Below are 24,944 nucleotides of genomic sequence, written 5' to 3'. Positions count from 1 at the left end.
CCTTCTGAGGGTCTTACGAAGAGGGCGCGACCGTGGACCGGCCGCGCCCTCTGAAGCACGTTACTTTTTTGTTACGTTAGGCGTCCGCAGCCAGGGCGGCGATCGCCTGGGCCTTCAGCGCCTTGTAGTCGAGCTTGCCGTTCGGAGCGCGGGCCACGGGGGCCAGCACCAGCTCGCGCGGGGCCTTGTAGTCGGCGAGCAGGCCCTTCACGTGGGCCGACAGGTCGGCCAGGGTCGGCAGGTTGTCGCCGCCGAAGTCCACGATCGCGCCGATGCGCTCGCCGAACCGCGGGTCGGGCAGGCCGACCACGGCGGCGTCGCGCACGCCCGGGAAGCGCTTCAGGGCTTCCTCGACCTCTTCCGGGAAGACCTTCTCGCCGCCGGTGTTGATCACCTGCGAGCCGCGGCCCAGCAGGGTGATCGAGCCGTCCGCCTCGACGGTCGCCCAGTCGCCCGGCACGCTCCAGCGGCGGCCTTCGAAGGTGCGGAAGGTCTTGGCCGACTTTTCCTCGTCCTTGTAGTAGCCGATCGGGGTGTGACCGCCGACGGCGACCAGGCCGCGGACGCCGGAACCGGCTTCGACCCGCACGCCGTCCTCGGTGAACACCGCCGCATTGGGGCCGGTCACGAACTTGGCGGTGCCGGTGGCCTGGCCCGCGCCCGAGGTCGAGGACGCCAGGCCGAGCGCTTCGGACGAGCCGAGGCTGTCCATCAGCATCACGTTCGGCAGGTGCTTCAGCAGGCCCTGCTTGTTCTCCAGGCCCCACATCGCGCCCGACGAGGCGATGCGCTTCAGCGACGGCATGGTCCAGCGGCCCGGATTGGCGTCCAGGGTCTCCAGCATCGGCGCGGCGAAGGCCGGGCCGACGATGATCAGGCCGGCGGCTTCCAGGCGCTCGACCTCGTCGAACAGCACCGCCGGGTCGAACTTGCGGCCGGTCAGGGTGGCGACCGCGCCGCCGCCGATCAGGGTGCCGAACGAGATGAACTGGCCGGTGGCGTGCATGAGCGGCGCGACCGGGATGGTGATGTTCAGCGGCGCGCCCGAGGCGTCGACCGCCTTGGCCCGCTGGCCGGCTTCGGCGACGGTTTCCAGCGGCGGCAGGCCAAGCAGCAGGTTGGCCCCGCCGCCCAGCGCCTTGAACAGGTCCTCCTGGCGCCACATCACGCCCTTGGGCATGCCGGTGGTGCCGCCGGTGTACATGATCAGCAGGTCGTCGGCCGTGCGGCCCCAGGGGGCTTCGAAGCGATCAGCGCCGCCGCCGGCGACGATGGCGTCGTAGTCCGCCGCCCATTCGGGGACCGGATGGCCGGCTTCCGGCACGGCGATCCAGATCTTCACCTTGGGCAGGCGGCCGCGCACCTTGTCGGCCATCTCGGCGAACGAGGCGTGGAACACCACGGCCTCGGCGTCGGCGTTGTCGAACAGATAGGTCAGCTCGTCGCCGCCGTAGCGATAGTTGGTGTTGAAGGGGGCCAGGCCCGCCTTGAACGCGGCGTAGTAGCTCTCGAGGTACTCGGGGCCGTTATAGAGATAGGCCGCAACCTTCGACTGCTGGGTCAGGCCGGCGTCGACCATGGCCTTGGCCAGGGCGTTGGCGCGGCGGTCGAAATCGCACCAGCTCAGGCGGCGCTCGCCATGGATGAGGGCGGGGCGGTCAGGGGTCGCGTCGGCGACGGACTCCCAGAGGTTGGCGTAATTCCAAACCAAGGACGATCCTCCATTCTTAAAATATGGAGGGCATAGACGACGCGGGGGGCGGCGCTGTCAACGCCGCCCATGGGTCAACGCGCCGCCTTGCTGCGTAACGCCTCAGTGATGATGGTGGGCGTCGGCGGCCGGGGCCTTGGCGCCAGCTGCGCCGGGGGCGCCCGCCGCCACCTGGAACTCGACCTTCAGCTTCGCGCCGCTCTTGAACACCAGGGTCGCAGGGACCTTGTCGCCGAGCTTGGTCGCCTTGGTCAGACCCAGGAACATCACGTGATAGCCGCCGGGCGCGAAGGCCACCTGCTTGCCGGCCGGGATGGCGACCCCGGCGTCCTGCCGCTCCATCTTCATCACCCCGCCGGCGGTCGAGGAGCGATGCACCTCGGTCTTGCGGGCGGCGGGCGTTTCGACCGCGACCAAGGTGTCGGCCGCGGCGCCGCGGTTGACGATGGTCAGGAAGCCGCCGCCGTTGCCGTTCGCGGCCGCCGGTCGGCTCCACGGATCGACGACTTCCAGCGACCCGAGGCGATAGCTCGCCGCCTGGGCGGCGGTGGAAAGGGTCAGGGCCGCAGTGGCCGCGGCGATGATCGCAAGGTGTCGCATGGGACGTCCTCTAGTGCTGATGGGTTTCGGCCGCAGCGGCCTTGGGGGTGACGACGAGCGCGGGGGCCGGATGGCTGGCCCGTTCGCCCGGCGCGGGGATCTCGGTCCATTGGCTCGCGTCGGAACCGCAGGACTGCACGGTCGGGAAGTAAAGCGTCGCGGCCTGGTCGGGCAGTTTGAACAGCACCGCGAACTCGTCGAACTGGTCGCCCGGCAGTTCGCCGCGCCAGGTGACGGCGGTGACCTTGCCGTCCTGGCGCTCGATCTCCAGCGTCCAGCCCGGCTTGGGGCGGGGCCGGGCCGAGGCCATCTCAAGCGGGATCTCGATGCGCAGCGCCGTGGTCGCCGCATCGCCGCAGCCATGACCGACACGGAACACGACGGCCTGGTAGGCGCCGGCCTCCGCGCGACCCGGATCGGCGACCACATGCGCCGCCGCCGCGCCGGGCAGGGCGACGAGCGCCGCCGCCCCGATCAGCAAGGTCCTCAGAACGCCCATGTCACGCCTCCGAACACCGAGCGGCCTTCGCCGGGGAAGAACACCGCCTTGGAGACGCCGGGCGCCTGCGCGTCGGTGACGGCGCTGAAGTTCGAGACATAGCGCTCGTCGGCCAGGTTGCGCGCCTCGACGAAGACGCTGACCCCGTCCGGCCCGCGCCAGCCGCCGCCCAGCGACCAGATCGCATAGGAGGGCGCCTTCAGGGTGTTGGCGTAGTCGACATAGGTGTCGGTGATCGACCATTCGAGCGAGGGGGCGATGAACCAGCCGCTGGGGTGATCGTAGCGCAGTTCGGCCCGGTAGAGATGCTCGGGCACGACCGGCAGGTGGTTGTCGCCATAGACGCTGTCGCCGTCGAAGCGGAAGTCCGACCAGGCGTAGGTCTGGCGCAGCCTTAGCCCCCCGACCCGCCAGTCGAGCCCGGCCTCCAGCCCCTGGTGGATGGTCGATCCGGCGTTGAAGGTGGCGGCTGGAATGCTCGGCGAGACCACGAAGTTCAGCAGCTCGTTCTCGAGCTCGGCGCGATAGAAGGCGACGTCCCAGGAGACGGCGCCGCGCCGGCCGCGGGTCCCGACCTCGGCGGTCCAGGCCTCCTGCGCCTCCAGCGGCGCGAAGCCGACGAACTGCCCGGTCTGGACCAGGGCGCTGAAGTTGGGCGGCTCCACCGACTTGGTCAGGTTGGCGAAGGCCTGCGCCCCGTCCTGCGCCTGCCAAAGCAGCCCGATGCGCGGGGCGAACCATTCGTAGGTGATCGAACGATCGGCGCTGCGGTTGAGATTGTTGCGGAACTGGCGATTGGCCGAGCCCAGCGAGCCGCCGCCGACCAGGGCCAGCTGGTCGGTGACGAACAGGCGGCCCTCGGCGAAGACGTCGAGCGCGCGGGCGTTCTGGCGGCTGTCGGCACGCTTGTCGCCCTTCGAGGACTTCAGGTTCACCCATTGCAGCGCGTCCAGGTCGCCCAGCCGCGCCGAGGCGCCGACGAACAGGTCGGCCCGCCGGCCGGCCAGCTCGCCTTCGACGTCCAGCCGACCGAAGGCGCCCCAGTTGCGGCTCTCCTGGTCGATAACCTGGAAGATCGGATGGTCGAGGTCCTTCCAGCTGGCATAGACCCCGCCCTCGAACACCGCGTTGTCAGCCACCCGCCAGCGGGTCTGCAGCGTGCCGCGGACGCTGCGCATGTTGCGCTGGTATTCGTTGGCCAGGTTGCCGGGGCTGGCCTTGCGCGGCGAGTTCAGCGCCTGGCTCAGCTCGACAGCGCCGGGGATCTCCTGGTCGACATTGTGCCCCGACAGGATGAAGCGCAGCTCGCGGTCCTCGCCGAAGCTGCGGCCGATGTTCAGCGAGACGTGCTGGGCGGTCTGGTCGCTCTGCTCGCGCCAGCCGTTGGCCGAGATCGCGGTGGCGGCGGCGAACATGTCCCACTCGCCCCACTGCCGGGCGACCTCGCCGTGGCCGCGGATCGTGCGGTACGACCCGCCATCCAGCCGCAGCAGATTCTGCGCCCCGGCGTCCTTGCCGGTCGGGGTCACCATGTTGATCGCCCCGCCTAGCAGCGCGCCGCCGAAGCGCAGGGCGTTGCCGCCCTTATAGACCTCGGTGAAGCGGGCGATCAGCGGGTCGATCTGCTGGAAGTCGCCATAGCCGTCGGCCTCGTTGAACGGCACGCCGTCCTGAGCCAGCAACGTGCCGCGGTTGTGGTTGGGATTGCCGATCCCCGAGCCGCGGATCGAGAGCCGGGTGTCGTCGCCCCACTTCTTCTGGGCGTAGACGCCGGGCACGTCGCGCAGGGTTTCGGCCAGCCCCTGGGCGTAGCGGTCGCGATAGGCCTCGGCGGAGATCACCGCCACCGCGCCGGGGGTCTCGGACAGCCGGCGCCGGGCGTCGGCGACGACCGGCGGGTCTTCGGGATCGGGATTGGCGGTGACGATCACCGCGTCGACCAGGGGCCCGGCCTCGTCGGCGTGGGCCAAGGCGGGCAGCGAAAGAGCGGTGGCGGCGAGCAGCAGCGCGCGCGGCGAGGCGCGCAGGAAAGCGAACATGGTCGATGGTGTCCCTGGACGTACGAGAAGAGCCGCAGGCGCGCGGGGCGCTGCGGTCGGTTTCGGCTCAGACGTTCAGGGAAGGGGGGCCTTGGCCGGGCGGGCGCGGGGGCGCGCGGGCGCGGGGCTGGGCGGTCGCGGCGGGCGCCGCATGGCGGACCATGACGGCGGCGTAGGCCACCGGCGCGATCGCCAGTTCGGGAGTGACGACGACCGCCAAGGTGGCGGCCAGACAGTCGTGACAGGGCAGGCCGGCGAAGCCGCTCTTGCGCTCCTGGCCGTCGGCGCCGATGACCACGGTCTTGGCCCCGGTCTCGGTGCAGAGCTCGACGCGGACGGTGGAAAACGATTCGGCCGCCATGGCCGCACCCGGCAGCAACGCCTGGGCAAGCAGCGCCACAAGGGCCGCCAGGACCCCCAGGCTCGCCCGCGTCGCGCGCTTTTTTCGGCCGAAGTGCATGGGCGGGCGTCTTAAGCGCTGCCCGACGGGTTACGCAAGAGGCGTCGAAACCCCATAGTGGCGCTCATCACAGAAGGAGAGCGCATGGAAGGTCACGTTTCGCCCGGCGAATATAAGGACGTCGTCCTCTTCCTCGCCACCGCTGGCGTAATCGTGCCCTTGTTCCGCCGTTGGCGGATCAGCCCCATCCTCGGTTTTCTCGGCGCGGGAGTCGTGCTCGGCCCTTTCGGCCTGGGCGCTCTCAGCGACGCCTTCCCTTTTCTGAGCTCGATCACGATCGCTCAGCCTGACGAGATCGCCCAACTGGCCGAGTTCGGGGTGGTCTTCCTGCTGTTCATGATCGGGCTGGAGCTGTCGTGGGAGCGCTTGCGCCTGATGCGGCGTTGGGTGTTCGGCATGGGCGCGCTGCAGGTGACGCTCTGCCTGGCGGCCATTGCCCTGGCCGGCATGACTCTGGGCCTCGACATCGCGCCGGCCGTGGCCATCGGCGCGGCCTTGGCGCTGTCCTCGACCGCCGTGGTCATGCAGATCCTGACCGAGCACAAGCGCCAGCACTCGCCGGCTGGCCGCGCGACCTTCTCGGTGCTGCTGTTCCAGGACCTGGCGGTCGCCCCGATCCTGGTCACCCTGGCGATCATCGGCCGCGGCGGCGACGGCGAGGCGTTCTCGCCGAGCCTGCTGCTACTGGCCTTCGCTCCGGCGGCGCTGGGGGTGATGATCCTCGTCGCCTTCGGCCGGCTGCTGTTGCGCCCGATGCTCAAGTCCGTGGCCCGGGCCAAGAGCGAAGAGCTGTTCATGGCCGCCTGCCTGCTGGTGGTCATCGGGGCCGGCCTGGTCAGCGCGCTCACCGGCCTGTCGATGGCGCTGGGCGCCTTCATCGCCGGCCTGCTGCTGGCCGAGACCGAGTACCGGCACGAGGTCGAGGTCACCATCGAGCCGTTCAAGGGCCTGCTGCTCGGACTGTTCTTCCTCTCGGTCGGCATCGGTCTGGACCTGTCGCTGCTCGCCGCACAGCCCTGGGCGATCCTCGGCATGGCGGTGGGCGTCGTGGCGCTCAACGCCACGGTGGTGTTCGGCCTCGGGCGATTGTTCGGCCTGCCGTGGCGCGGCGCGCTGGAGGCCGGCCTGCTGCTCGCCGGCGGCGGCGAGTTCGCCTACGTCATTCTCTCGGCGGCGATGGGCGACGGCATCGTCCCGCGGCCGCTGGGCCAGATGGTGCTGGTCTCCTCGACCATCTCGATGATGTGCATTCCGCTGCTGGCGGCGCTGGGCCTGAAGCTCGGCGGCCGCAAGACCGGCGGCCAGGGGCTGGCCCCCGATCCGGTCCCCGCGCCCGCCGCCGATCCGGCCGAGGCCGAGGCGCCCAAGGTGCTGGTTGTCGGCTATGGGCGGGTCGGCAAGCTGGTCGGCGACATGCTGCACCGGCACGACATCGCCTGGGTGGCGGCCGAACGCGATCCCAAGCTGGTCGAGGCCGCCCGCCGCGCCGGCGAGGCGATCTATTTCGGCGACGCCTCGCGCCAGGAGTTCCTGCGCCGTTGCGGGCTGGAGACCGCCCCGGCCCTGGTGGTGACCATGGATGCGCCCGAAGGGGTGGAGGCGATCGTCGCCACCGCCCGGGCCATGCGCCCGGACCTGACCATCGTCGCCCGCGCCCGCGACGCGCGTCAGGCCCAACGGCTCTACGAGCTCGGCGCCACCGACGCTGTGCCTGAGACCGTTGAAGCTAGTTTACAATTGTCCGAAGCGGTTCTGGTTGAGATCGGTGTGCCAATGGGACTAATCATCGCATCGATCCACGAGCGGCGAGACGAGTTCCGAAAGGCGCTCAACCGTCCCGAGGCTCTGGGGGGACGAGTCCGGCGCTACCGACGCGCGCAAGAAAACTGACAGCTGCGGCGGAACTAAGCCGTAGGGGGGACGTTGTCCGCTCGAACCGGAGACGAGATTCGCGTCTTAGGCGAAGGGGGAGTGACCAGCCAGACAATTGAGCGTTTGCCTGAGGTATGCGGATGTTCGCGTGTCGAGCGGACTGGACGGTCCCGGTGAGTGCGCTCATAGTTCAAGAGAATCAACCGGCTTCAGTCGGGCGGCGCGCGCGCTGGGTAGCGCGCCCGCATTTTCGAACTGGATCGGATAACAAGAATTCGGCGTCGCGATGTAGCCCAGGGCGCATCGTTGGCGACCGAACGAGGGATATGTCTCTCGCCCCGAAGTTGATCGCCGAGGGGAAGAATGTGTAACGTCCTGGGGTTGGATTTGAGAGGCGCCACGAATTGGCGAAGGTGTTGCTCCGGCGACACTTTCGTAATGGTTGGGCCTTGATATAACAGCGCTGGGTCATTTGGCCGCAGCAGAGGGCAAGAGAGGGCTCTGAATATGAAATTCAAACTCCTAGCGGGGGCCGCCCTGGCTGCGGTCTTCGCCGCGTCGGGGGCTTCGGCGCAAGAAGTCGGTTGGTACGGCGCTGTCGACCTCGGCTACCACTGGCCGGACGGCATCGACGGTGAATCGTCGAACAACGCCGCTGGCGGCTCGCCCTATAACTGGACCTTCAACCAGGAAGAGGATTGGACCGGCTTTGCTCGTCTCGGCTACCAGCTGAACGAACATTGGCGCGTCGAACTCGAAGGCGGCTACCGTCCGGGCGACATCGAGTCGATCCGCGGTGGTTCGAACAATTCGATCCTCGGCCTCTGCACCCCGGGCGTGGTCCGCTCGGCCGCCGCTCCGAACTGCGGCTCGGCCTCGGGCGACGTGACGTCGTGGACCCTGATGGGCAACGTGATCTATGACATCGCGCCCAACGCGGTGATCAATCCGTTCGTCGGCGCCGGTATCGGTATCAACCACGTGACCGTCGACTCCGTCGGCCAGTTCTCGTCGGTGACCGGTGCGTTCAACGCCGCCAACCCGTCGATCCAGAACCTGACCATCGACGACGACGACACCGCCCTGGCCTGGCAGCTGATCGCTGGTCTGGCCTGGCGCGCGACCGACCGCCTGAACGTCGACCTGACCTACCGCTACCTGGGCGGCACGGACCTCGACTTCGCGTCGACCGGTTCGCACGCTCTGCAGCCGGGCGTCTTCACGGGCGAATACACGGACCAGTCGGTGACCGTCGGCCTGCGCTACTCGTTCGCGCCGCCGCCGCCCCCGCCGCCGCCTCCGCCGCCCCCGCCGCCGCCTCCGCCCCCGCCGCCGCCTCCTCCGCCGCCTCCGCCGGCGTATGAAGCCAAGCAATTCATCGTCTACTTCCCGTTCGATCAGTACGTGCTGACGCCGGAAGCCCAGACGGTGATCCAGGAAGCTGCGACCTACGCGACCAGCGGCAACGCGACTCGCCTGATCGTGGTCGGCCACACCGACACCTCGGGTTCGGCTGCGTACAACGTCCGCCTGTCGGAACGTCGTGCTAAGGCCACCGCCGACGCCCTCGTGGGCCTGGGCGTGAACCAAGCTGCGCTGCAAGTGGATTGGAAGGGCGAAACCCAACTCGCCGTCCCGACCGCCGACGGCGTGAAGGAACCGCTGAACCGCCGCTCGACGATCGACATCAACTTCTAAGTCGATCTCGGCGCTCAGCCGAACTAGCGAGGAGCCCGGCCGCAAGGCCGGGCTCTTTTGCTTTGAGGCCGCAGCTTTCGCCGACGTGCGGCGTTGTCCAAGCTCCACCGCAGCGGGTGGGGCGAGGGGCGACGATGACGCTCGACCAGGGATTGGCCTTCGGACTCATCGCGCTGACCATCGGCGCCTTCATCTGGGGCCGCTTTCGTTATGACGTCGTCGCGGTCTGCGCCTTGCTGGCCGGCGTCGCGATCGGCGTGGTGCCGGCCAAGAGCGCCTTCGACGGGTTCTCCAACGACATCACGGTGATCATCGCCGCGGCCCTGGTGGTCAGCGCCGCCTTCGCCAAGTCCGGCATCGTCGAGGCGGTGCTGCGCCCGCTGATCCCAAAGCTGAAGACCGAGCGCAGCCAGGTTCCGGTGCTGACTGCGGCGGTGACGGTGCTCTCGACCGCCACCAAGAACGTCGGCGCGCTGGCGATCCTGATGCCGGTGGCGCTGCAGCTGTCGCGCCGCACAGGCTCCTCGCCATCGCGGCTGCTGATGCCGATGGCGTTCGGGGCGATGCTCGGCGGCATCGTCACCCTGGTCGGCACCGCGCCCAACATCATCGTCTCTCAGGTTCGCGAAGAGCTGCTCGGCAAGCCGTTCGGCATGTACGACTATTCGCCGGTCGGCCTGGCCCTGGCGGTGGTCGGCTTCGTGTTCCTGGCGTTCGCCTACCGCATCCTGCCCAAGGACCGCGCCCCAGCGGTGAACCTCGAAGAGGCGCTGGCCGCCAACGCCTACATCACCGAGGTCGAGGCCCCCGACGACTGGACCCTGGCCGGCGCCCGAATCGGCGAACTGCACGAGTTGGCCGGCGGCGAGGCTCGGGTGATGATGCTGCTCAGCGGCGGCCGCCGCCGCGCCCGGCCGCACCCCAACACCAAGGTTCGCCCCGGCGACGTGCTGCTGCTGCAGGGCGAGCCCCAGGCCCTCGACGAACTGATCAATCGCGGCAAGCTGCGGCTGACCCGATCGGACCGTCCGGTCGCCATGGAGGAGCCGACCGACGAGGTGCGCGTCGTCGAGGCGGTGGTCGGCGGCGAATCGGAGCTGATCGGCCGCTCGGCCCAGCAATCTGACCTCTACGGCCAGCATGGGGTGAACCTGCTGGCGGTCAGCCGCTCGGGCTTTGATCTCAAACAGAGCCCCAGCCGCATCCGCCTGCGCGCCGGCGACATCGTCGTGCTGCAGGGATCCGAGCGCACTCTGCCTTTGGCTCTGGCCGCCCTTGGTCTGTTGCCGCTAGCCGAACGCGAGGTGCGGCTCGGCGGCATCCGCCATGCGGTCGCCCCGGCTGTCATCCTGGCTGCGGCCATGGTGCTGGTCGCTTTCCAGGTCGTGCCGGTCGCCATCGCCTTCTTCGGCGCGGCGGTGGCGATGATCATCGTCGGCGCCCTGCGCATGCGCGAGGCCTACGCCGCCGTCGACGGGCCGTTGATCGTGCTGATAGCCGCGATGATCCCGGTGTCGGAGGCGATCCAAACCACCGGCGGGGCCGAGCTGATCGGCGGCTGGCTCTCCAGCATGTTCCGCGGCCAGTCGCCGATGATCGCGCTGGTGTCGATTATGGCGGTGGCCATGGCCGCCACGCCGTTCCTGAACAACGCCGCGACGGTGCTGATCGTCGCCCCGGTCGGAGCCAGCATGGCCCGTCAGCTGGGCCTCAATCCGGACCCGTTCCTGATGGCGGTGGCGGTGGGCGCGGCGTCCGACTTCCTCACGCCCATCGGCCACCAGTGCAACACCCTGGTGATGGGGCCGGGCGGCTACCGCTTCGCCGACTATCCGAGGCTCGGCGCGCCCCTGACCCTGCTGGTGCTGGTCCTGGGCGCGCCGCTGATCGCGTGGTTCTGGCCGCTGAGCGCCGGCTAGCTCGCGATCAGGATCCAGGCGCCGATCGCCGCGAACGCCGCCGCCGCCGCCCAACGGATGTACTTGAGCGGCAGGCGCGTGGCCGCGGCCTCGCCGATCAGCACCGCCGGCACGTTGGCGATCATCATGCCGAGCGTGGTGCCGGCCGCGACCACCAGCACCTGGTGGAACTTCGCGGCCAGGGCGACGGTCGCCACCTGGGTCTTGTCGCCCATCTCCACGAGGAAGAACGCCACCAGGGTGGTCAGGAACACGCCGGCCCGGTCCTTGGGCTTGTCGCTTTCCTCGAACTTGTCGGGAATCAGCGCCCAGATCCCGAATCCGATGAAGGCCACGCCCAGCACCCACTTCATCCACGGGCCGTTCAGCAGCGACGCCGCGGCGACCCCGACCCAGGCGGCCAGGGCGTGGTTGGCGATGGTGGCGACGAGAATGCCGAGGATGATCGGCGCGGGTTTTCGGAACCGCGCGGCCAGCAGCAGGGCCAGAAGTTGGGTCTTGTCGCCGATTTCGGCGACGGCCACGAGGCCGGTCGAGACGAGGAAGGCTTCCATGGAGAACGGGCGTCCGGGCGGGGTCGAGACATACCAATGGCTTTCCGCGCCGCCGACCCCGCATGGACCGACGCACGAAAGCCAAAGGTCTCGCCAAGCACCCGGCCGCCGAGGCGACTCAGGATCTTTGCCGAACACGCCATGCCTCGGATCAATTGATCTTCGGCAAGTTTGTTGACGTGTCCCCCGCTGGAGCTACGGGCGGCTACTCCCCAGTGACGGCGTGTGGATAGGGTGGTGGTTGGCGGTGGGCAAGTGCGAACGACTCGCGATTAAATCGCCCCCAGATTTCACAGTCTCGTGAGCAGGGGCTTTGTCCGGGCCCGGAGCGCCTGTGGAAAACTCAAGCCCGCCAAGCTCTGGCCGCAAAGGTAAATGAGGCGTTAACGAAATTCTCGTGGGGATGACCGCTCCAGACCGTTGACGAGTCATTAGCCTTCGTGGCCCCATATGGAGCGTATCGGGGGCGGGGCAGCCACTAGATATAGCGGTGAATACGGCCGGGCGGTGTCCCGGAGGCAAAGCGTCTGATAGTTATGGGTTTTGGGGCATGAGCAGCGGCGAAGCGGTGATGCGAACGGTTTCGGAAGCGACCCAGACGGCCCCGGATCGGGCTGACCGGCCCGCGCTTCAGCTCGTTCGAAAGGTCGAGGTCGATCGCTCGCGCGACGCCCTGCTGACCGAGTTCGGCAAGACGACCCTCGAAGACCGCTACTTGCTGGCCGGCGAGAGCTACCAGGACATGTTCGCCCGCGTCGCGACGGCCTACGCCGACGACGCCGAGCATGCCCAGCGCGTCTACGACTACATCTCGAACCTCTGGTTCATGCCGGCCACCCCGGTGCTCTCGAACGGCGGCGCCGGTCGCGGCCTGCCGATCTCCTGCTTCCTGAACGCGGTCGGCGACTCGCTCGACGGCATCCAGAGCGTCTGGAACGAGAACGTCGCCCTGGCCTCGAACGGCGGCGGCATCGGCACCTACTGGGGCGGCGTCCGCTCCATCGGCGAAAAGGTCAAGGGCGCGGGCCAGACCAGCGGCATCATCCCCTTCATCCGCGTGATGGACTCGCTGACCCTGGCGATCAGCCAAGGTTCGCTGCGCCGCGGCTCGGCCGCGGTCTATCTCGACATCCACCACCCGGAGATCGAGGAGTTCCTCGAAATCCGCAAACCCTCGGGCGACTTCAATCGCAAGTCCCTGAACCTGCACCACGGCATCAACATCACCGACGAGTTCATGGAAGCGGTGCGCGAAGGGGCCATGTTCGGCCTGCGCTCGCCCAAGGACCAGGAAGTCCTGCGTGAGGTCGACGCCCGCTCGCTGTGGCAGAAGATCCTCGAGATCCGCCTGCAGACCGGCGAGCCCTACCTGATCTTCTCCGACACCGTGAACCGCTCGATGCCGCAGCATCAGCGCGACCTTGGCCTGTCGGTGCGTCAGTCGAACCTGTGCTCGGAGATCATGCTCCACACCGGGACCGACCACCTGGGCCGCGAGCGCACCGCCGTCTGCTGCCTCTCCTCGGTCAACGCCGAGAAGTTCATGGAGTGGCGCGACCATCCGACCTTCGTCGAGGACGTGATGCGCTTCCTCGACAACGTGCTCGAAGATTTCATCCGCAGCGCGCCGCCGGAGATGGCCAATGCGGTCTACGCCGCCCAGCGCGAGCGCTCGGTGGGTCTGGGCTTGATGGGCTTCCACTCCTTCCTGCAGATGCAGAACGTGCCGTTCGAGAGCGCCCTGGCCAAGAGCTGGAACATGCGCCTGTTCAAGCACCTGCGCCGTCAGTGCGACGCGGCCTCGCGCAAGCTGGCCGCCGAACGCGGCGCCTGCCCGGACGCGGCCGAGAAGGGCGTCATGGAGCGCTTCAGCCATAAGCTGGCCATCGCCCCGACCGCCTCGATCTCGATCATCTGCGGCGGCACCAGCGCCGGCATCGAGCCGATCCCGGCCAACATCTACACCCACAAGACCCTGTCGGGTTCGTTCGCGGTGAAGAACCCCTACCTGGAGCGCCTGCTCGACGAGAAGGGCAAGAACACCTCGCAGATCTGGGACTCGATCCTGGAGAACGAAGGCTCGGTCCAGCACCTCGACTTCATCAGCCAGGACGAGAAGGACGTCTTCAAGACCGCCTTCGAACTCGACCAGCGCTGGGTCATCGAGTTGGCCGCCGACCGCACCCCGGACATCTGCCAGTCGCAGTCGGTCAACGTCTTCCTGCCGGGCGACGTCGATAAGTGGGACCTGCACATGCTGCACTGGCAGGCCTGGGAGCGTGGCTGCAAGTCGCTCTACTACCTGCGCTCCAAGTCGGTGCAGCGCGCCGCTCACGCCGGCGGCGAGGGCGTGGCCATGGTCATCGACGCGCCGTCCGAGCGCACCGATTACGAAGAGTGCCTGGCCTGCCAATAGGCGGGTTCTAACCCCCGCCCTCCGGGCGAGGCGGATCTTCAGAGACCTGGATCGAGGGGCCGTCGCGCCCCTCGATTGCTGTCTGGGCGGCGGCCGTCCGCCTGGCCGCGGCGCGCACAAATTGCGCGCATTATCCTTGTTTTGTCCCAGTCTGGCGCATTGCCGCGCCTCCTGATGCGCCACCTCAGGTGTAAACCCGATGTGACGCAGGGCAGAGGAACGGATTTCCCGTTGGCGTCATTCCATCATCATGGAAGGGTGCTTGTTGAGCCGCACGCTCAACGATGCGGTACGGGAGAAACGCTGATGAGGCCGTTGGCTGGGCTGGCCATCGCCTTGAGTTTTGGCGCTGCGACGGGGGTCGCCGCCCAAACACCGAGGCCTGTAGGCGCCGCGGACGCGAAGGACGCGGCTTTTGCGCCGGACAAGGCGCCGAAGATCCGACAGGACGACTTCTCCAACATGGTCGAGCGCGAGCAATTCGCCGCCGACGGCGCTCCGGTGCGCTGGACGACCAGCAACTTCCAACTCGGCAAGACCCCGCGCGGCTCGGTCGACAACCTGCGCCTCAGCGTCGGCGGCACGGAGCGCTCGCCCAGCGGCCTGCCGTCCAACATCGATCCGCGCGCGGCCCAGTTCGACGCCGACGCCTACGAGGTGGCGGTCAGCCGCGACTGGGCGCCGGTGCGCATGCGGGCCGGCGAGCTCGACGTCGCCGTCACCCCGCATACGGGCGTGGGCCTCTCCAACAGCGGCGGCCAGGCCGAGGCCGGCGCCACGCTGACCGTCGCCCAGAAGCGCGACGATGAGGTCGAGGACCGCCTCAATGATCTCGGCGTCCGTGACGGCAAGGCCTATGGCGATCAGGGGCGCTGGTACCTGTTCGCCGCCGCCAGCGGCCGCGCCGTCGGCCTCAACGTGCTGCGCAACGGCAATAGCTGGGACGGCCAGGGCTGGACGACCGATCCGTCCAGCGCCCTGGTCGGCGACGCCCACGTCGGGGTCGCTTATCGCAAGGGCGCGATGCAGACCTCGTTCGGCTACATCCACCGGGAGGTGAAGGGCGAACACATGGTCTTCGGCCAGGAGACCAAGGAAGACTCGGTGCTAGCGTTCACCTTCTCGATCAAACCGCAGAAGTGACGCAGCTGGCGGGGCTTGAGATATATCGGGATGCCGCTATGACGGGGCCCGCAGCGCGTCCCGTGCTTCCGTAAGCGTTTACGTTAGCCAACGCATCCACCCTGCCCAGCCGGGCGAGGGCTGGTCCTGTCGGGGCCGGATGCATCGCGCGGCGCTTACGGAGTTCCATATGTCTGCACTTCCCCGCCGGCTGCCCGCGCGTTTCGCCGGCGTCGTCATGCCATTCGTCCTTTCGATCCTGATGACCTTCATCGTCTCCGGGATCTCGACCCTCAAGAGCGTCGGCGCCACCCCGGCCATGCCCGCTGCCTGGATGGGCGCTTGGGCGGTCTCCTGGCTGGTCGCCTTTCCAGCTCTGCTGCTGCTGCTGCCGGTCGTTCGCCGCATCGTCGCCCTGATCGTCGAGCCGGCCTGAATAGGCTGGGAGGGCGCTCAGCCCTCCCATGCTCCTTCGAACGGCATCCGTTCGGCCCAGAACGCGGCCAGCCGCGGCTCGGCGTCGACCCGGCGAACGACCTCGGCCAGCTTGGGGGCGACCTGGTAGAAGACCTTGCGCCGCGGGGTCCAGCGCGACATCACCGCCACATAGAGGTCGAGCACGCTCAAGGCGTCGCTCAGGATGTAGTCGCTGGGCGCGACCTGTTCGTCCATCATCCGCCAGCAGTCGGCGATCCGCTGGGCGGTGCGTTCGCTGATCACCTGCTCGGCCGCCGGGTCCGCCGCCAACCGGCTCGGATCGTCGCGCACCCAGAACATCGAATAGACCTGCGCCGGCAGGTAGATCATCCAGCGCAGGAACTGCGCCCGCTCGGCGGCGTCGATCGCCGGCGCCAGGCCCGCCTGCGGATGGCGGTCGGCCAGGTGGATGAGGATCGCGGCGCTCTCGGTCAGCAATTCGCCGTCCGGCGTGATCACCGCCGGCACCTGGCGCTGGCGGTTGATCTGGCCCACCGCGTCGGCCGCGGCCCGGCTGGCCCAGGGCGCGTTTTCGACCACCCGATAGGGCAGGCCCAGCAAGGTCAGCGTCGCTTCGACAGGCACCGAGCCCGATCCCGCGGCGCCGTGGACGACGTATGGCTGGTTCATTATCCTGCTCCCAAATGTTCACAACATGTTGGGGCGTCGCGCCAATTCGCCCCTAGATGTTGTCGCAAATCGGTGGCTAAACTTGCCGCGTTAACACACATCCGCAGTCAGATTCGAAAGCCGCACCCGTGACCGCGACGTCCGCTCAGCCCGGCCTGCTCACTCCGTCCTTCGCCTACAAGCCGTTCCGCTATCCGTGGGCGTACGACTTCTGGAAGAAGCAGCAGCAGGTCCACTGGATGCCCGAAGAGGTGCCGCTGGGCGAGGACCTCAAGGACTGGGCGGCCAAGCTCAACGACAAGGAGCGCAACCTCCTCACCCAGATCTTCCGGTTCTTCACGCAATCGGACGTCGAGGTGAACGACAACTACATGGAACGCTACAGCCGCGTCTTCAAACCCACCGAGGTGAAGATGATGCTGTCGGCCTTCTCCAACATGGAGACGATCCACATCGCCGCCTACGCCCTGCTGCTCGAGACCATCGGCATGCCCGATAGCGAGTTCACGGCGTTCCTCGACTACCAGGCGATGCGCGACAAGCACGACTACATGCAGAAGTTCGGCGTCGACTCGAACGCCGACATCGCTCGCACCCTGGCCATGTTCGGCGGCTTCACCGAGGGCCTGCAGCTGTTCGCCAGCTTCGCGATGCTGATGAACTTCCCGCGCCACAACAAGATGAAGGGCATGGGCCAGATCGTCTCGTGGTCTGTGCGCGACGAGAGCCTGCACTGCGAAGGCATCATCAAGCTCTACCACGCGTTCAACAAAGAGACCGGCGCGGTCACCAAGAGCGTCGGCGACGACATCGTCGACTGCTGCAAGACCGTGGTCGGCCTGGAGGACAAGTTCATCGACCTGGCCTTCGAGGCCGGCGAGATCCAGGGCATGACCCCGGACGACATCAAGGCCTACATCCGCTTCATCGCCGACTGGCGCCTGCGCCAGCTGGCGCTGCCGGAAGTCTACGGCGTGAAGGAAAACCCGCTGCCCTGGCTGCAGTCGATGCTCTCGGGCGTCGAGCACGCCAACTTCTTCGAGGCCCGCTCGACCGAGTACTCGAAGGCCGCGACCAAGGGCCAGTGGCACGGCGCCGACGGCGTCTGGTCGTCGTTCGACAACATGCTGGCCAAGCGCAGCGAAGCTGCGGAGTAGCCGCTGACAGTTCCTCCCCCGCTGGGGGAGGTGGCGCGCGCAGCGCGACGGAGGGGGCCTGCTGATGCAGCTGGGCCCCCTCAGTGTATTTAGAGCTCTTCGTCGATCGTCGCGGTCTGGTACGCGCCGATCTCAGCCTTGCCCGAAGCGGGGTCCACGAGCACCGAGTAGCCGGGGCCCGCGGGTTGGGGATGCGGGACGACGACCCAAACGACGCCGTCCCCTGTGACTTCATATCGTCCGGCCGGCGCGTATCCCTGGCGCTCGAGCTCAATCTTCGCGACTTCGATCGCCTGGGCCGCCGACGTGACGCGCATCGGCTTCTCGGCGCACCCGATCGGCGCGAAAGCCAGCGCGGCAGCGATGACCGTCCGTCCGATCATCTACTTCACCGCATCCACGAACCACCAGTCGCGCATCACCCCGTCGAAGCCGCCGCCCTGGCCGGCGGTGAGCTCCAGCGCCGACCAATCCCCCGCCGCGCCATAGGCCGCGCGCAGACTCTGCTCGGTCGGGAAGTTGTAGTATCGGCCCAGGCTGTCGCGCCCGCCGCCGTCGCCTGCCTTGAACCCGGCGTTGAACCGCCCGCCCGGCTTGAGCGCCCGATGGATGCGTCCCAGCACGTCGGCCAGCCCGGCCTCCGGCACATGCAGCAGGCAGGCGTTGGCCCACACCGCGTCATAGGCGGCGACCTCGTCCAGCTCTTCGAACCGCATGACCCGCACTGGCCGTCCCAGCCGCGCCTGCGCCTCCGCCGCCAGGCCGGCCGAACCGTCGGTGGGCGTCACGTCGAACCCGGCGGCGGTCATCAATTCGGCGTCCTGGCCCGCGCCGCAGCCCAGCTCCAGGATGCGGGCCCGCGGCCGCAGCTGCTCGAGGAACCGGTGCAGCCGCTCCGGGGCGCCCCGCTTGCGCGCCGCATAGGCCGCCGCTTCGCGGTCGTAGAAGGCCAGGGTGTCGGCGTCGTGCAGCATGGGGGTCCCCCTTAGGTCTGGCCTCCACCTCCCACCGCGTTCATTGTCCCGTCAACGCAAGAACGAGGGGAAACGCCATGTCCAAGCTTGTCGAGACGTCCGACGCCGGTCACGTCCGCACCATCCGTCTGAACCGTCCGGAAAAGAAGAACGCGCTCTCCCAGCAGCTGGCCTGGGGCGTGATCGCGGCGATCGACGAGGCGGCGCGTGACGACAATGTCTGGGTCGTGGCGCTGACCGGTTCGGGCGACGCCTTCTGCGCCGGCCTCGATCTCTCCGGCGCCGAGCCCTACCACCCGGACTCGGCGATGACCGCCCAGCTCGACGACATCAGCTGGGTCGGCCAGTTCGTGCTCGCCCTGCGCAAGCGCTGCGACAAGCCGGTGGTCGGCGGGATCAACGGCGTCGCCGTCGGCGCGGGCCTTGCGTTCGCCTGATCGCCTCCAGCGCGCGGCTGATGGCCGGCTACACCCGCATCGGCGGCTCGCCGGACGCCGGCCTGACCATCACCCTGCCGCAGGTCATGGGCTACGAGCGCGCCATGCGCTTCATGATGGAGAACCGCACGGTCGTCGGCGCGCAGGCGCTGGAGTGGGGCATGGCCGGCGAGGCGGTCGACGACGCCAACTTCCACGCCCGGCTGGCCGAGTACTGCGCCCAGCTTTGCGAGTGGTCGCCGATCACCCTGCGCCTGCTCAAGCGCGGCATCGTGAAGTCCTACGAGTCGATCGATATGGAGCAGCAGCTCCGCTACGAGGTCTCCAACATCGGCCGCGCCTTCCGCAGCGAGGACGGCCAGGAGGCCCGCCGCGCCTTCCTCGAAAAGCGCAAGCCGGTGTTCCAGGGGCGCTAGCGCTCAGACCAGGGTCACCCGGCCGCTCGCCAACGCGTAGTAGGCCGGGACGACTTTCAGCTCGCCCTTCTTGATCAGCTCGGCCAGCACCGGCGAGGCGGTCGCCAGCAGCGCGGCCTGGATGCGGGCGTTGGCCTTGGCTGTGGCCTCCGGATCGGGCCCGGCCTGGTCGACCGCCGCGCGCAGCGGCCGGTAGAGGGCGCTGATCTGGCCGGGGACCGGCTTGCCGTCGATCGCCGCCTTGACCGCCCCGCAGCTCTCGTGGCCCAGGACCATGATCACCCGGGTCCCCAGCACCGCCGCCCCGTACTCCAGGGTGGCGATCAGCTCGGCGGTGGCGAAGTTGCCGGCCACGCGGGCGACGAACAGCTGGCCGATGCTCTGGTCGAAGATCAGCTCGACCGGGATGCGGCTGTCGGCGCAGGCCAGCACTGCGGCGAACGGCTCCTGCTTGGCGAACGTCCCCTGTTTGAGGATCGCCAGATCCTCCTGGAACGAGTTCAGCGCCTTGGCGACGAACCGGGCGTTGCCGGCCATCAGCCGCTCCAGCGCCGCGTCCGGGGCCAGCGAGGACTGGGCCCGGGCCACGCCGCCGGCCGCCAACGCGCAACCCGCGGCGAATCCGGCCGCCAGGAACCTGCGCCGCTGGACGCTGGTCGGCGCGCTTGAGTGGACGCTGCAACCACATGCGCCGGACGGCGCCGGAACCGGGAACTGGGTCATGGGCGTCTTACCCCTCAGCGATCCCCATGAAACTAGACCTCAACTACGGCGACGCCGCCAGCGCGATCCGGCGGGCTAGGGATTCGACCCGAGGTCGCGGCGCGCCGCGGTTGAGCCTTGGCGTTGTGTTGGCCTCACCGACGCGTCACGCTATGCCGGACTGTCCCGCCAACATCGACAGGCTAGGCGAAGTGATCATCGAGCCCCGCATCCGCGGCTTCATCTGCACCACGGCGCACCCGGACGGATGCGCCGCCAACGTCCGTCAGCAAATTGAGCTTGTCCGGTCACGCGGCCCCCTCGTTGGTCCAAAGCGTGTTCTCGTGCTCGGCTGCTCGGCGGGATACGGCCTGGCCTCGCGCATCGTGACGACCTTCGGATGCGGCGCCGACACCGTCGGCGTGTCGTTCGAAAAGGAGCCGACCGAGACCCGGACCGCGACCGCGGGCTGGTACAACAACCGGGCGTTCGAACTCGAAGCCGCCGCCGCCGGCCGCAAGGCGGTCACGCTCGAAGGCGACGCGTTCTCGGACGAGATGCGCCAGAAGGTCCTGGCGAGCGTCCGCGAGGAGCTCGGGCAGATCGACATGCTGGTCTACAGCATGGCCGCGCCGGTCCGCACCGATCCGCGCGATGGGCAAACCTATCGCTCGGTCATCAAGCCGCTGGGCGAGACCGTGCGCGTAAAGAGCCTCAACACCGACAAGGCTGAGGTCTTCGAAAGCGAGTTGGCGCCCGCCACTCCGGAGGAGACGGCGGCCACGATCAAGGTCATGGGCGGCGAGGACTGGGAGATGTGGGTCGACGCCCTGGCCGGGGCCGGCTTGCTCGCTGACGGCTTTCAGACCCTGAACTACACCTACATCGGCTCGCAGTTCACCTGGCCCATCTACTGGCACGCCACCCTCGGCAAGGCCAAGGAGGACGTCGACCGCGCGGCCGGCGCCATCCGCGGGCGCCTGGGCCCGGACGCCGCGCGCGTCGTCGCGCTGAAGGCGGTCGTCACCCAGGCGAGCTCGGCCATCCCGGTGGTGCCGCTCTACGGGGTGGTGCTGTTCAAGGTGATGAAAGAGATGGGGCTGCACGAGGGCTGCATCGAGCAGGTCGACCGCTTGTTCCGCGAGGCGCTGCCAAAGCACGACTATGACGAGGCGGGCCGCATTCGCATGGACGACTGGGAACTGTCGGCGCCCGTCCAGGCCGAGGTGGAGCGGCGCTGGCCGTCGCTCGACACCCAGAGCCTCGGCGAACTCGGCGACCTCGCCGGTTTCCGGGCTGACTTCCTGAAGATCTTCGGCTTCGGCGTGCCTGGCGTCGACTATGCCGCCGACGTCGATCCGCGGGTCGTGCGCTGACGGGCGCCGCCTCGGCCTAGCTGTTCCAGGGGCCGCCCTGCGGCTTGCGCGGCTCGGTGGTCGGCACGGCGGTCGCGCCGCCGCGCCAGCGGCCGCCGCCGCTGACGATCGGCTCCTGCTGGCGCGGCGGGGCGCTGCCGCCCATCTTCATCAGCGCGGCGACGCGGTTGCCGGTCGCCGGGTGGGTCGAGAACAGATTGTCCGCGCCGCGGCCCGCCAGCGGGTTGATGATGAACATCTGGCCGGTCGCCGGATTGCGCTCGGCGGTGACGTTGACGATGCCGTGGGCGTAGGCCTCGATCTTCTGCAGCGCGCTGGCCAGGGCCTGCGGGTCGCCGCTGATCTCGGCGCCGTGCTTGTCGGCCTCGTACTCGCGGCCGCGGCTGATCGCCATCTGCACCAGCGCCGCGGCCATCGGGGCCAGCACCATCAGCGCGATGGTGCCGATGATCCCGCCCGGACGCTCGCGGTCGTTGCCGCCGAAGAACAGCGCGAAGTTGGCCAGCGAGGAGATCGCCCCGGCCAGGGTCGCGGTGATGGTCATGGTCAGGGTGTCGCGGTTCTTCACGTGCGCCAGCTCGTGCGCCATCACCCCGCGGATCTCACGGCGGTCCAGCATGCGCAGCAGGCCGACGGTGGCGGCCACGGCGGCGTGCTCGGGATCGCGGCCGGTGGCGAAGGCGTTCGGCTGCTCGGTCTCCATCACATAGACCTTCGGGCGCGGCAGGTTCGCGCGGTCGGCCAGCTCGTAGACGTCGCTCACGTAGTTGCGCAGCAGCGGATCGGAGGTGCTCACGTCGACTTCGCGCGCGCCGTACATGCGCAGCACGATCTTGTCGGAGTTCCAGTAGCTGAAGAAGTTCATCGCCACGCCGAGGGCGAGCGCGATGGCCATGCCGGTCGGTCCGCCGATCAGGTAGCCGATGCCGACGAACAGGGCGGTCAGGCCCGCCAGCAGCATGAAGGTGCGAAGATGGTTGTGCATGGCGGCGGATATGGGGGCGCAGAGGGCGGCTGCGCAAGGCGTAGCCTCCCTCTCGCCGTTCGATTCCGTCAGGCCTGGATGAAGGCCAGCAGGTCTGGATTGATGATCTCGGGATGGGTCGTGCACATGCCGTGCGGCAGGCCCGGATAGACCTTCAGCTCGCCCTGCTTAAGCAGCTTGATCGCCAGCAGCGCGGAGTCGGCGATCGGCACGATCTGGTCGTCGTCGCCGTGCATGATCAGCACCGGGACGTCGATCGTGCGCAGGTCCTCGGTGAAGTCGGTCTCCGAGAACGCCTTGATGCACTCATAGTGGGCGTTGGCCGCGCCCATCATCCCCTGGCGCCACCAGTTGTCGATCACGCCCTCCGACACCTTCGCGCCCGATCGGTTGAAGCCGTAGAACGGCCCGGCCGGCACGTCGTGGAAGAACTGCGCCCGGTTGGCGACCAGCGCGGCGCGGAAGCCGTCGAACACCTCGATCGGCAGGCCGCCAGGGTTCTTGTCCGACTTGACCATGATCGGCGGCACCGCCCCGATCAGCACCGCCTTGCCGACCCGGCCGCCGCCGCCGTGACGGGCGACGTAGCGGGCGACTTCGCCGCCGCCGGTCGAGTGGCCGATGTGGATCGCGTCCTTCAAGTCCAGGTGCGCGGCCAGCGCCGCCACGTCCGCGGCGTAGGTGTCCATCTCGTGCCCGCCCGAGGTCTGGGTCGAGCGCCCGTGTCCGCGGCGGTCATGCGCGATGACGCGGAAGCCCTTGGCCAGGAAGAACATCATCTGGGCGTCCCAGTCGTCGGCGCTGAGCGGCCAGCCGTGATGGAACACCAGCGGGCGTCCGGCGCCCCAGTCCTTGTAGAAGATTTCGGCGCCGTCGGTGGTGGTGATGGTCGGCATCGTCATTGCTCCGCATTGGATCGCCGTCGCGCCGCTGAGCGCGGCGCCGGCATCTCGCGGGCGGAGCCGAAGTTTGTCGAGTCGGGCCGGCGCCCTAGCTGCGGGGCGTCGAGAATTGCCTAGAAGGCGGCCATGCGCAGGGTCGCGGCGGCGGCCATGATCCGGTCGGTCGGCGCCTCGGCGCCGGCCGCCTGCTCGCGCATCAGCGCCTCGCAGGCGTCGCCCGGCATCGGGCGGGCGAACAGATAGCCCTGCATGCGGTCGGCGCCGGCGGCGCGCAGGAAGATGGCCTGCGCCTCGTCCTCCACCCCTTCGGCGACGATGCGGGCGTCCAGCGACTTGGCGGCGCTGAGCATGGCGCGCACCAGCTTGGAGACCCGCGGGTCGCGGCCGACCCCGCCGATCAGCGACTGGTCCAGCTTCACCGTATGGATCGGCAGCTGCAGCAGCGCGCGCAGGTTCGAATAGCCGGTGCCGAAGTCGTCGAGGGCGATGCGCACCCCGCGCGAGGCCAGCCGTTCGATGTGGCGGCGGGCCAGACTGAGGTCGTGGACCAGGAAGGTCTCGGTGATCTCGACGGTCAGCGCCGTGGCCGGCAGGTCGGTGTCGGCCAGCCGGGCGATCAGCTTGCGCGAGAAGGCCGGGTCCATCAGCTCGCGCTGAGAGACGTTGCACGAGATCGTGTCGATCAAGCCCTCGGAAACCCAGGGCGAGGCGCGCTGACAGGCGGACTGGAAGATCGCCCCGTCCAACTCGGCGATCAGGCCCAGCTCCTCGGCCAGCGGCACAAACACGCCGGGGGGGATCATGCCGCGCTCGGCGTGGTTCCAGCGGGCCAGCACCTCGGCGGCGATGATGCGGCCGTCGGCGGCGTTCACCACCGGCTGGAACCAGGGGACGATGTCGCCGGCCGGGATCGCCCGGCGAAGCTCGGTCTCCAGGCTGTGGCGCGCCTCGGTGGCCTTGCGCAGGTCCTCGTCGAAGGCCGACCAGCGGCTGCCGCCGGCGGTCTTGGCGCGATAAAGCGCGATGTCGGCGAAGCGCTGCAGGTCGGCGGCGTCGGCGGCGTCGGTCGGATAGACCGCCAGCCCGACCGAGGCGCCCGGCGCGATCGCCCGCCCGTAGATGGTGTGGGTCTGGGTCAGGGCGTGGGTCAGTTCGGCGGCCCGTGCGGTCGCCTCGCGGCCGGCTGCGATCACCGCGAACTCGTCGCCGCCCAGGCGCGAGACCACGTCGCCCTCGCGAGCGGCGGCCTTCAGCCGGCGGCCGATCTCGACCAGCAGCTGGTCGCCGGCGTCATGGCCGAGGCTGTCGTTGAGGTTCTTGAAGCGGTCGAGGTCGATGACCAGCAGCGCCACCGGCTCGCCGCTGTGCTGCGCCTCCTCCAGGCGCCCGACCAGCGCAGCGGTGAAGGCGCCGCGGTTCAGCAGCCCGGTCAGGCTGTCGGTCCGCGCCAGGTGCAGGGTCAGCGCGCGCTCGGTCTCGAGATCCTCGATGCGCGCGGCCAGGCTCTCGGAGACCCGACGCAGCTCTTGGCGCGCTTCGATGAGCAGCGCTTCGGCGTCGCGCGCCGCAGGTGCGGGAAGGGCGGAGGTCACGGCGGATCAGGCCCCCGGACGCCGTCCGCGCGGGCCCTTGGAATCCGCCATGGATCCCAGGAACTCCGTCAAGACGATGCCCTTCATGCCGCCCCCTTCGCGCGCCCTGAGAAATCAAGGTTACGCGTAATATGCGACAATCCCGGAATCGTCCGTTAACGGGCGCCCGCAAAGGCGCCCGTCAGGACCATTAGGCGCGGGCGGTTTCGCCCTCGCTCGGCTCCTCGATCTGGTTCTCCCACTTGGCGACCACCGCGGCGGCCACCGAGTTGCCGACCACGTTGGTGGCCGAGCGGCCCATGTCGAGCAGGTGGTCGACGCCGAGGATCAGCAGCAGGCCGGCCTCGGGCAGGTCGAAGTAGGTGAGGGTGGCGGCGATCACCACCAGCGAGGCGCGCGGCACCCC

22 protein-coding genes, 1 pseudogene and 1 riboswitch are annotated in these 24,944 nt (G+C 68.8%); of the genes and pseudogenes, 9 read left to right on the top strand and 14 right to left on the bottom strand.

From position 1 onward, the window contains the following. Positions 1-76: 76 nt before the first annotated feature. The 5 genes from C0481_RS11240 to C0481_RS11220 all read right to left on the bottom strand — a co-directional run bounded on the left by C0481_RS11240 (position 77) and on the right by C0481_RS11220 (position 5,249). Positions 77-1,711, bottom strand: a complete 1,635-nt coding sequence (locus C0481_RS11240; RefSeq protein ID WP_293403684.1) for an AMP-binding protein — start codon at positions 1,709-1,711, stop codon at positions 77-79. A 102-nt stretch (positions 1,712-1,813) separates the two neighbouring features. Continuing rightward, positions 1,814-2,311, bottom strand: a complete 498-nt coding sequence (locus C0481_RS11235; RefSeq protein WP_293403682.1) for a copper chaperone PCu(A)C — start codon at positions 2,309-2,311, stop codon at positions 1,814-1,816. 10 nt (positions 2,312-2,321) lie between these two features. Further along, a complete protein-coding gene (locus C0481_RS11230; protein ID WP_293403680.1) occupies positions 2,322-2,810 on the bottom strand; it encodes a YcnI family protein in 489 nt (162 codons plus the stop codon). Next, on the bottom strand, positions 2,798-4,849 hold the full coding sequence (locus tag C0481_RS11225; RefSeq protein WP_293403678.1) for a TonB-dependent receptor: 2,052 nt from the start codon (positions 4,847-4,849) through the stop codon (positions 2,798-2,800). The genes C0481_RS11230 and C0481_RS11225 overlap by 13 nt, the downstream gene beginning before the upstream one ends. A 67-nt stretch (positions 4,850-4,916) precedes the next feature. Continuing rightward, entirely contained in the window at positions 4,917-5,249 is a 333-nt protein-coding gene (locus C0481_RS11220) for a DUF2946 domain-containing protein (protein WP_293403676.1), read from the bottom strand. A 144-nt stretch (positions 5,250-5,393) separates the two neighbouring features. On the opposite strand from C0481_RS11220, the gene C0481_RS11215 reads away from it, so the two are divergent. The 3 genes from C0481_RS11215 to C0481_RS11205 all read left to right on the top strand — a co-directional run bounded on the left by C0481_RS11215 (position 5,394) and on the right by C0481_RS11205 (position 10,798). After that, positions 5,394-7,199, top strand: coding sequence for a cation:proton antiporter (locus tag C0481_RS11215; protein ID WP_293403674.1), 1,806 nt, complete (start codon positions 5,394-5,396; stop codon positions 7,197-7,199). Positions 7,200-7,688: 489 nt separating this feature from the next. Next, positions 7,689-8,879: an OmpA family protein gene (locus C0481_RS11210; RefSeq protein ID WP_293403672.1), complete on the top strand. Its 1,191-nt coding sequence runs from the start codon at positions 7,689-7,691 to the stop codon at positions 8,877-8,879. Positions 8,880-9,013: 134 nt separating this feature from the next. After that, entirely contained in the window at positions 9,014-10,798 is a 1,785-nt protein-coding gene (locus C0481_RS11205) for an SLC13 family permease (RefSeq protein WP_293403670.1), read from the top strand. Here C0481_RS11205 and C0481_RS11200 read toward each other — a convergent pair. Beyond that, positions 10,795-11,352: a TMEM165/GDT1 family protein gene (locus tag C0481_RS11200; protein ID WP_293403668.1), complete on the bottom strand. Its 558-nt coding sequence runs from the start codon at positions 11,350-11,352 to the stop codon at positions 10,795-10,797. The genes C0481_RS11205 and C0481_RS11200 overlap by 4 nt on opposite strands. A gap of 79 nt (positions 11,353-11,431) precedes the next feature. Further along, positions 11,432-11,578: riboswitch (yybP-ykoY riboswitch) on the bottom strand. Positions 11,579-11,902: 324 nt separating this feature from the next. Between C0481_RS11200 and C0481_RS11195 the strand changes: the two genes are divergently transcribed. The 3 genes from C0481_RS11195 to C0481_RS11185 all read left to right on the top strand — a co-directional run bounded on the left by C0481_RS11195 (position 11,903) and on the right by C0481_RS11185 (position 15,326). Beyond that, positions 11,903-13,768: a ribonucleoside-diphosphate reductase subunit alpha gene (locus C0481_RS11195; protein WP_293403666.1), complete on the top strand. Its 1,866-nt coding sequence runs from the start codon at positions 11,903-11,905 to the stop codon at positions 13,766-13,768. 306 nt (positions 13,769-14,074) lie between these two features. After that, positions 14,075-14,911 carry a lipid A-modifier LpxR family protein gene (locus C0481_RS11190; RefSeq protein WP_293403664.1) on the top strand — a complete coding sequence of 279 codons (837 nt, stop codon included), beginning with the start codon at positions 14,075-14,077 and terminating at the stop codon, positions 14,909-14,911. 169 nt (positions 14,912-15,080) lie between these two features. After that, complete coding sequence (locus C0481_RS11185) at positions 15,081-15,326, top strand: DUF2798 domain-containing protein (RefSeq protein WP_293403662.1); 246 nt, start codon at positions 15,081-15,083, stop codon at positions 15,324-15,326. Positions 15,327-15,343: 17 nt separating this feature from the next. Here C0481_RS11185 and C0481_RS11180 read toward each other — a convergent pair whose 3' ends face one another. Beyond that, positions 15,344-15,997: a glutathione S-transferase family protein gene (locus C0481_RS11180; RefSeq protein ID WP_293403660.1), complete on the bottom strand. Its 654-nt coding sequence runs from the start codon at positions 15,995-15,997 to the stop codon at positions 15,344-15,346. Positions 15,998-16,125: 128 nt separating this feature from the next. On the opposite strand from C0481_RS11180, the gene C0481_RS11175 reads away from it, so the two are divergent. Further along, positions 16,126-17,154, top strand: a complete 1,029-nt coding sequence (locus C0481_RS11175; protein WP_293403658.1) for a ribonucleotide-diphosphate reductase subunit beta — start codon at positions 16,126-16,128, stop codon at positions 17,152-17,154. Positions 17,155-17,243: 89 nt separating this feature from the next. Here the strand turns inward: C0481_RS11175 and C0481_RS11170 are convergent, their stop codons facing one another. Both C0481_RS11170 and C0481_RS11165 read right to left on the bottom strand, forming a co-directional pair. Next, a complete protein-coding gene (locus C0481_RS11170; RefSeq protein WP_293403656.1) occupies positions 17,244-17,537 on the bottom strand; it encodes a hypothetical protein in 294 nt (97 codons plus the stop codon). Further along, positions 17,538-18,128 (bottom strand): class I SAM-dependent methyltransferase, encoded by a 591-nt coding sequence (locus C0481_RS11165; RefSeq protein ID WP_293403654.1) that lies wholly within the window; start codon positions 18,126-18,128, stop codon positions 17,538-17,540. A 77-nt stretch (positions 18,129-18,205) separates the two neighbouring features. Here C0481_RS11165 and C0481_RS11160 point away from each other — a divergent pair. After that, positions 18,206-18,981 (top strand): annotated as a pseudogene (locus C0481_RS11160) (enoyl-CoA hydratase/isomerase family protein). Positions 18,982-18,984: 3 nt separating this feature from the next. On the opposite strand, the gene C0481_RS11155 reads toward C0481_RS11160, so the two are convergent. Next, complete coding sequence (locus tag C0481_RS11155) at positions 18,985-19,704, bottom strand: carbonic anhydrase (RefSeq protein WP_293403652.1); 720 nt, start codon at positions 19,702-19,704, stop codon at positions 18,985-18,987. 191 nt (positions 19,705-19,895) lie between these two features. On the opposite strand from C0481_RS11155, the gene fabV reads away from it, so the two are divergent. Continuing rightward, positions 19,896-21,059 carry an enoyl-ACP reductase FabV gene (gene fabV / locus C0481_RS11150; RefSeq protein WP_293403650.1) on the top strand — a complete coding sequence of 388 codons (1,164 nt, stop codon included), beginning with the start codon at positions 19,896-19,898 and terminating at the stop codon, positions 21,057-21,059. Between the two features lie 16 nt (positions 21,060-21,075). Here the strand turns inward: fabV and htpX are convergent, their stop codons facing one another. From htpX to C0481_RS11130, 4 genes are all read right to left on the bottom strand, one after another. Next, complete coding sequence (gene htpX, locus C0481_RS11145) at positions 21,076-22,044, bottom strand: zinc metalloprotease HtpX (protein ID WP_293403648.1); 969 nt, start codon at positions 22,042-22,044, stop codon at positions 21,076-21,078. Between the two features lie 68 nt (positions 22,045-22,112). Beyond that, a complete protein-coding gene (locus tag C0481_RS11140; protein ID WP_293403646.1) occupies positions 22,113-22,946 on the bottom strand; it encodes an alpha/beta hydrolase in 834 nt (277 codons plus the stop codon). A 113-nt stretch (positions 22,947-23,059) separates the two neighbouring features. Next, the gene (locus tag C0481_RS11135; RefSeq protein WP_293403644.1) at positions 23,060-24,538 is read right to left on the bottom strand and encodes an EAL domain-containing protein; all 1,479 of its coding nucleotides are present in this window, start codon (positions 24,536-24,538) and stop codon (positions 23,060-23,062) included. Positions 24,539-24,728: 190 nt separating this feature from the next. After that, positions 24,729-24,944: cation:dicarboxylase symporter family transporter (locus tag C0481_RS11130; protein ID WP_293403642.1), on the bottom strand; the 216-nt coding region annotated here is incomplete at its 5' end.

Origin of the sequence: Phenylobacterium sp., assembly GCF_013822795.1 — a bacterium.
Lineage (GTDB): Bacteria > Pseudomonadota > Alphaproteobacteria > Caulobacterales > Caulobacteraceae > Phenylobacterium.
The sequence above is the reverse complement of the archived record's forward strand: the minus strand, read 5'-3'. Positions and strand labels throughout refer to the sequence as shown.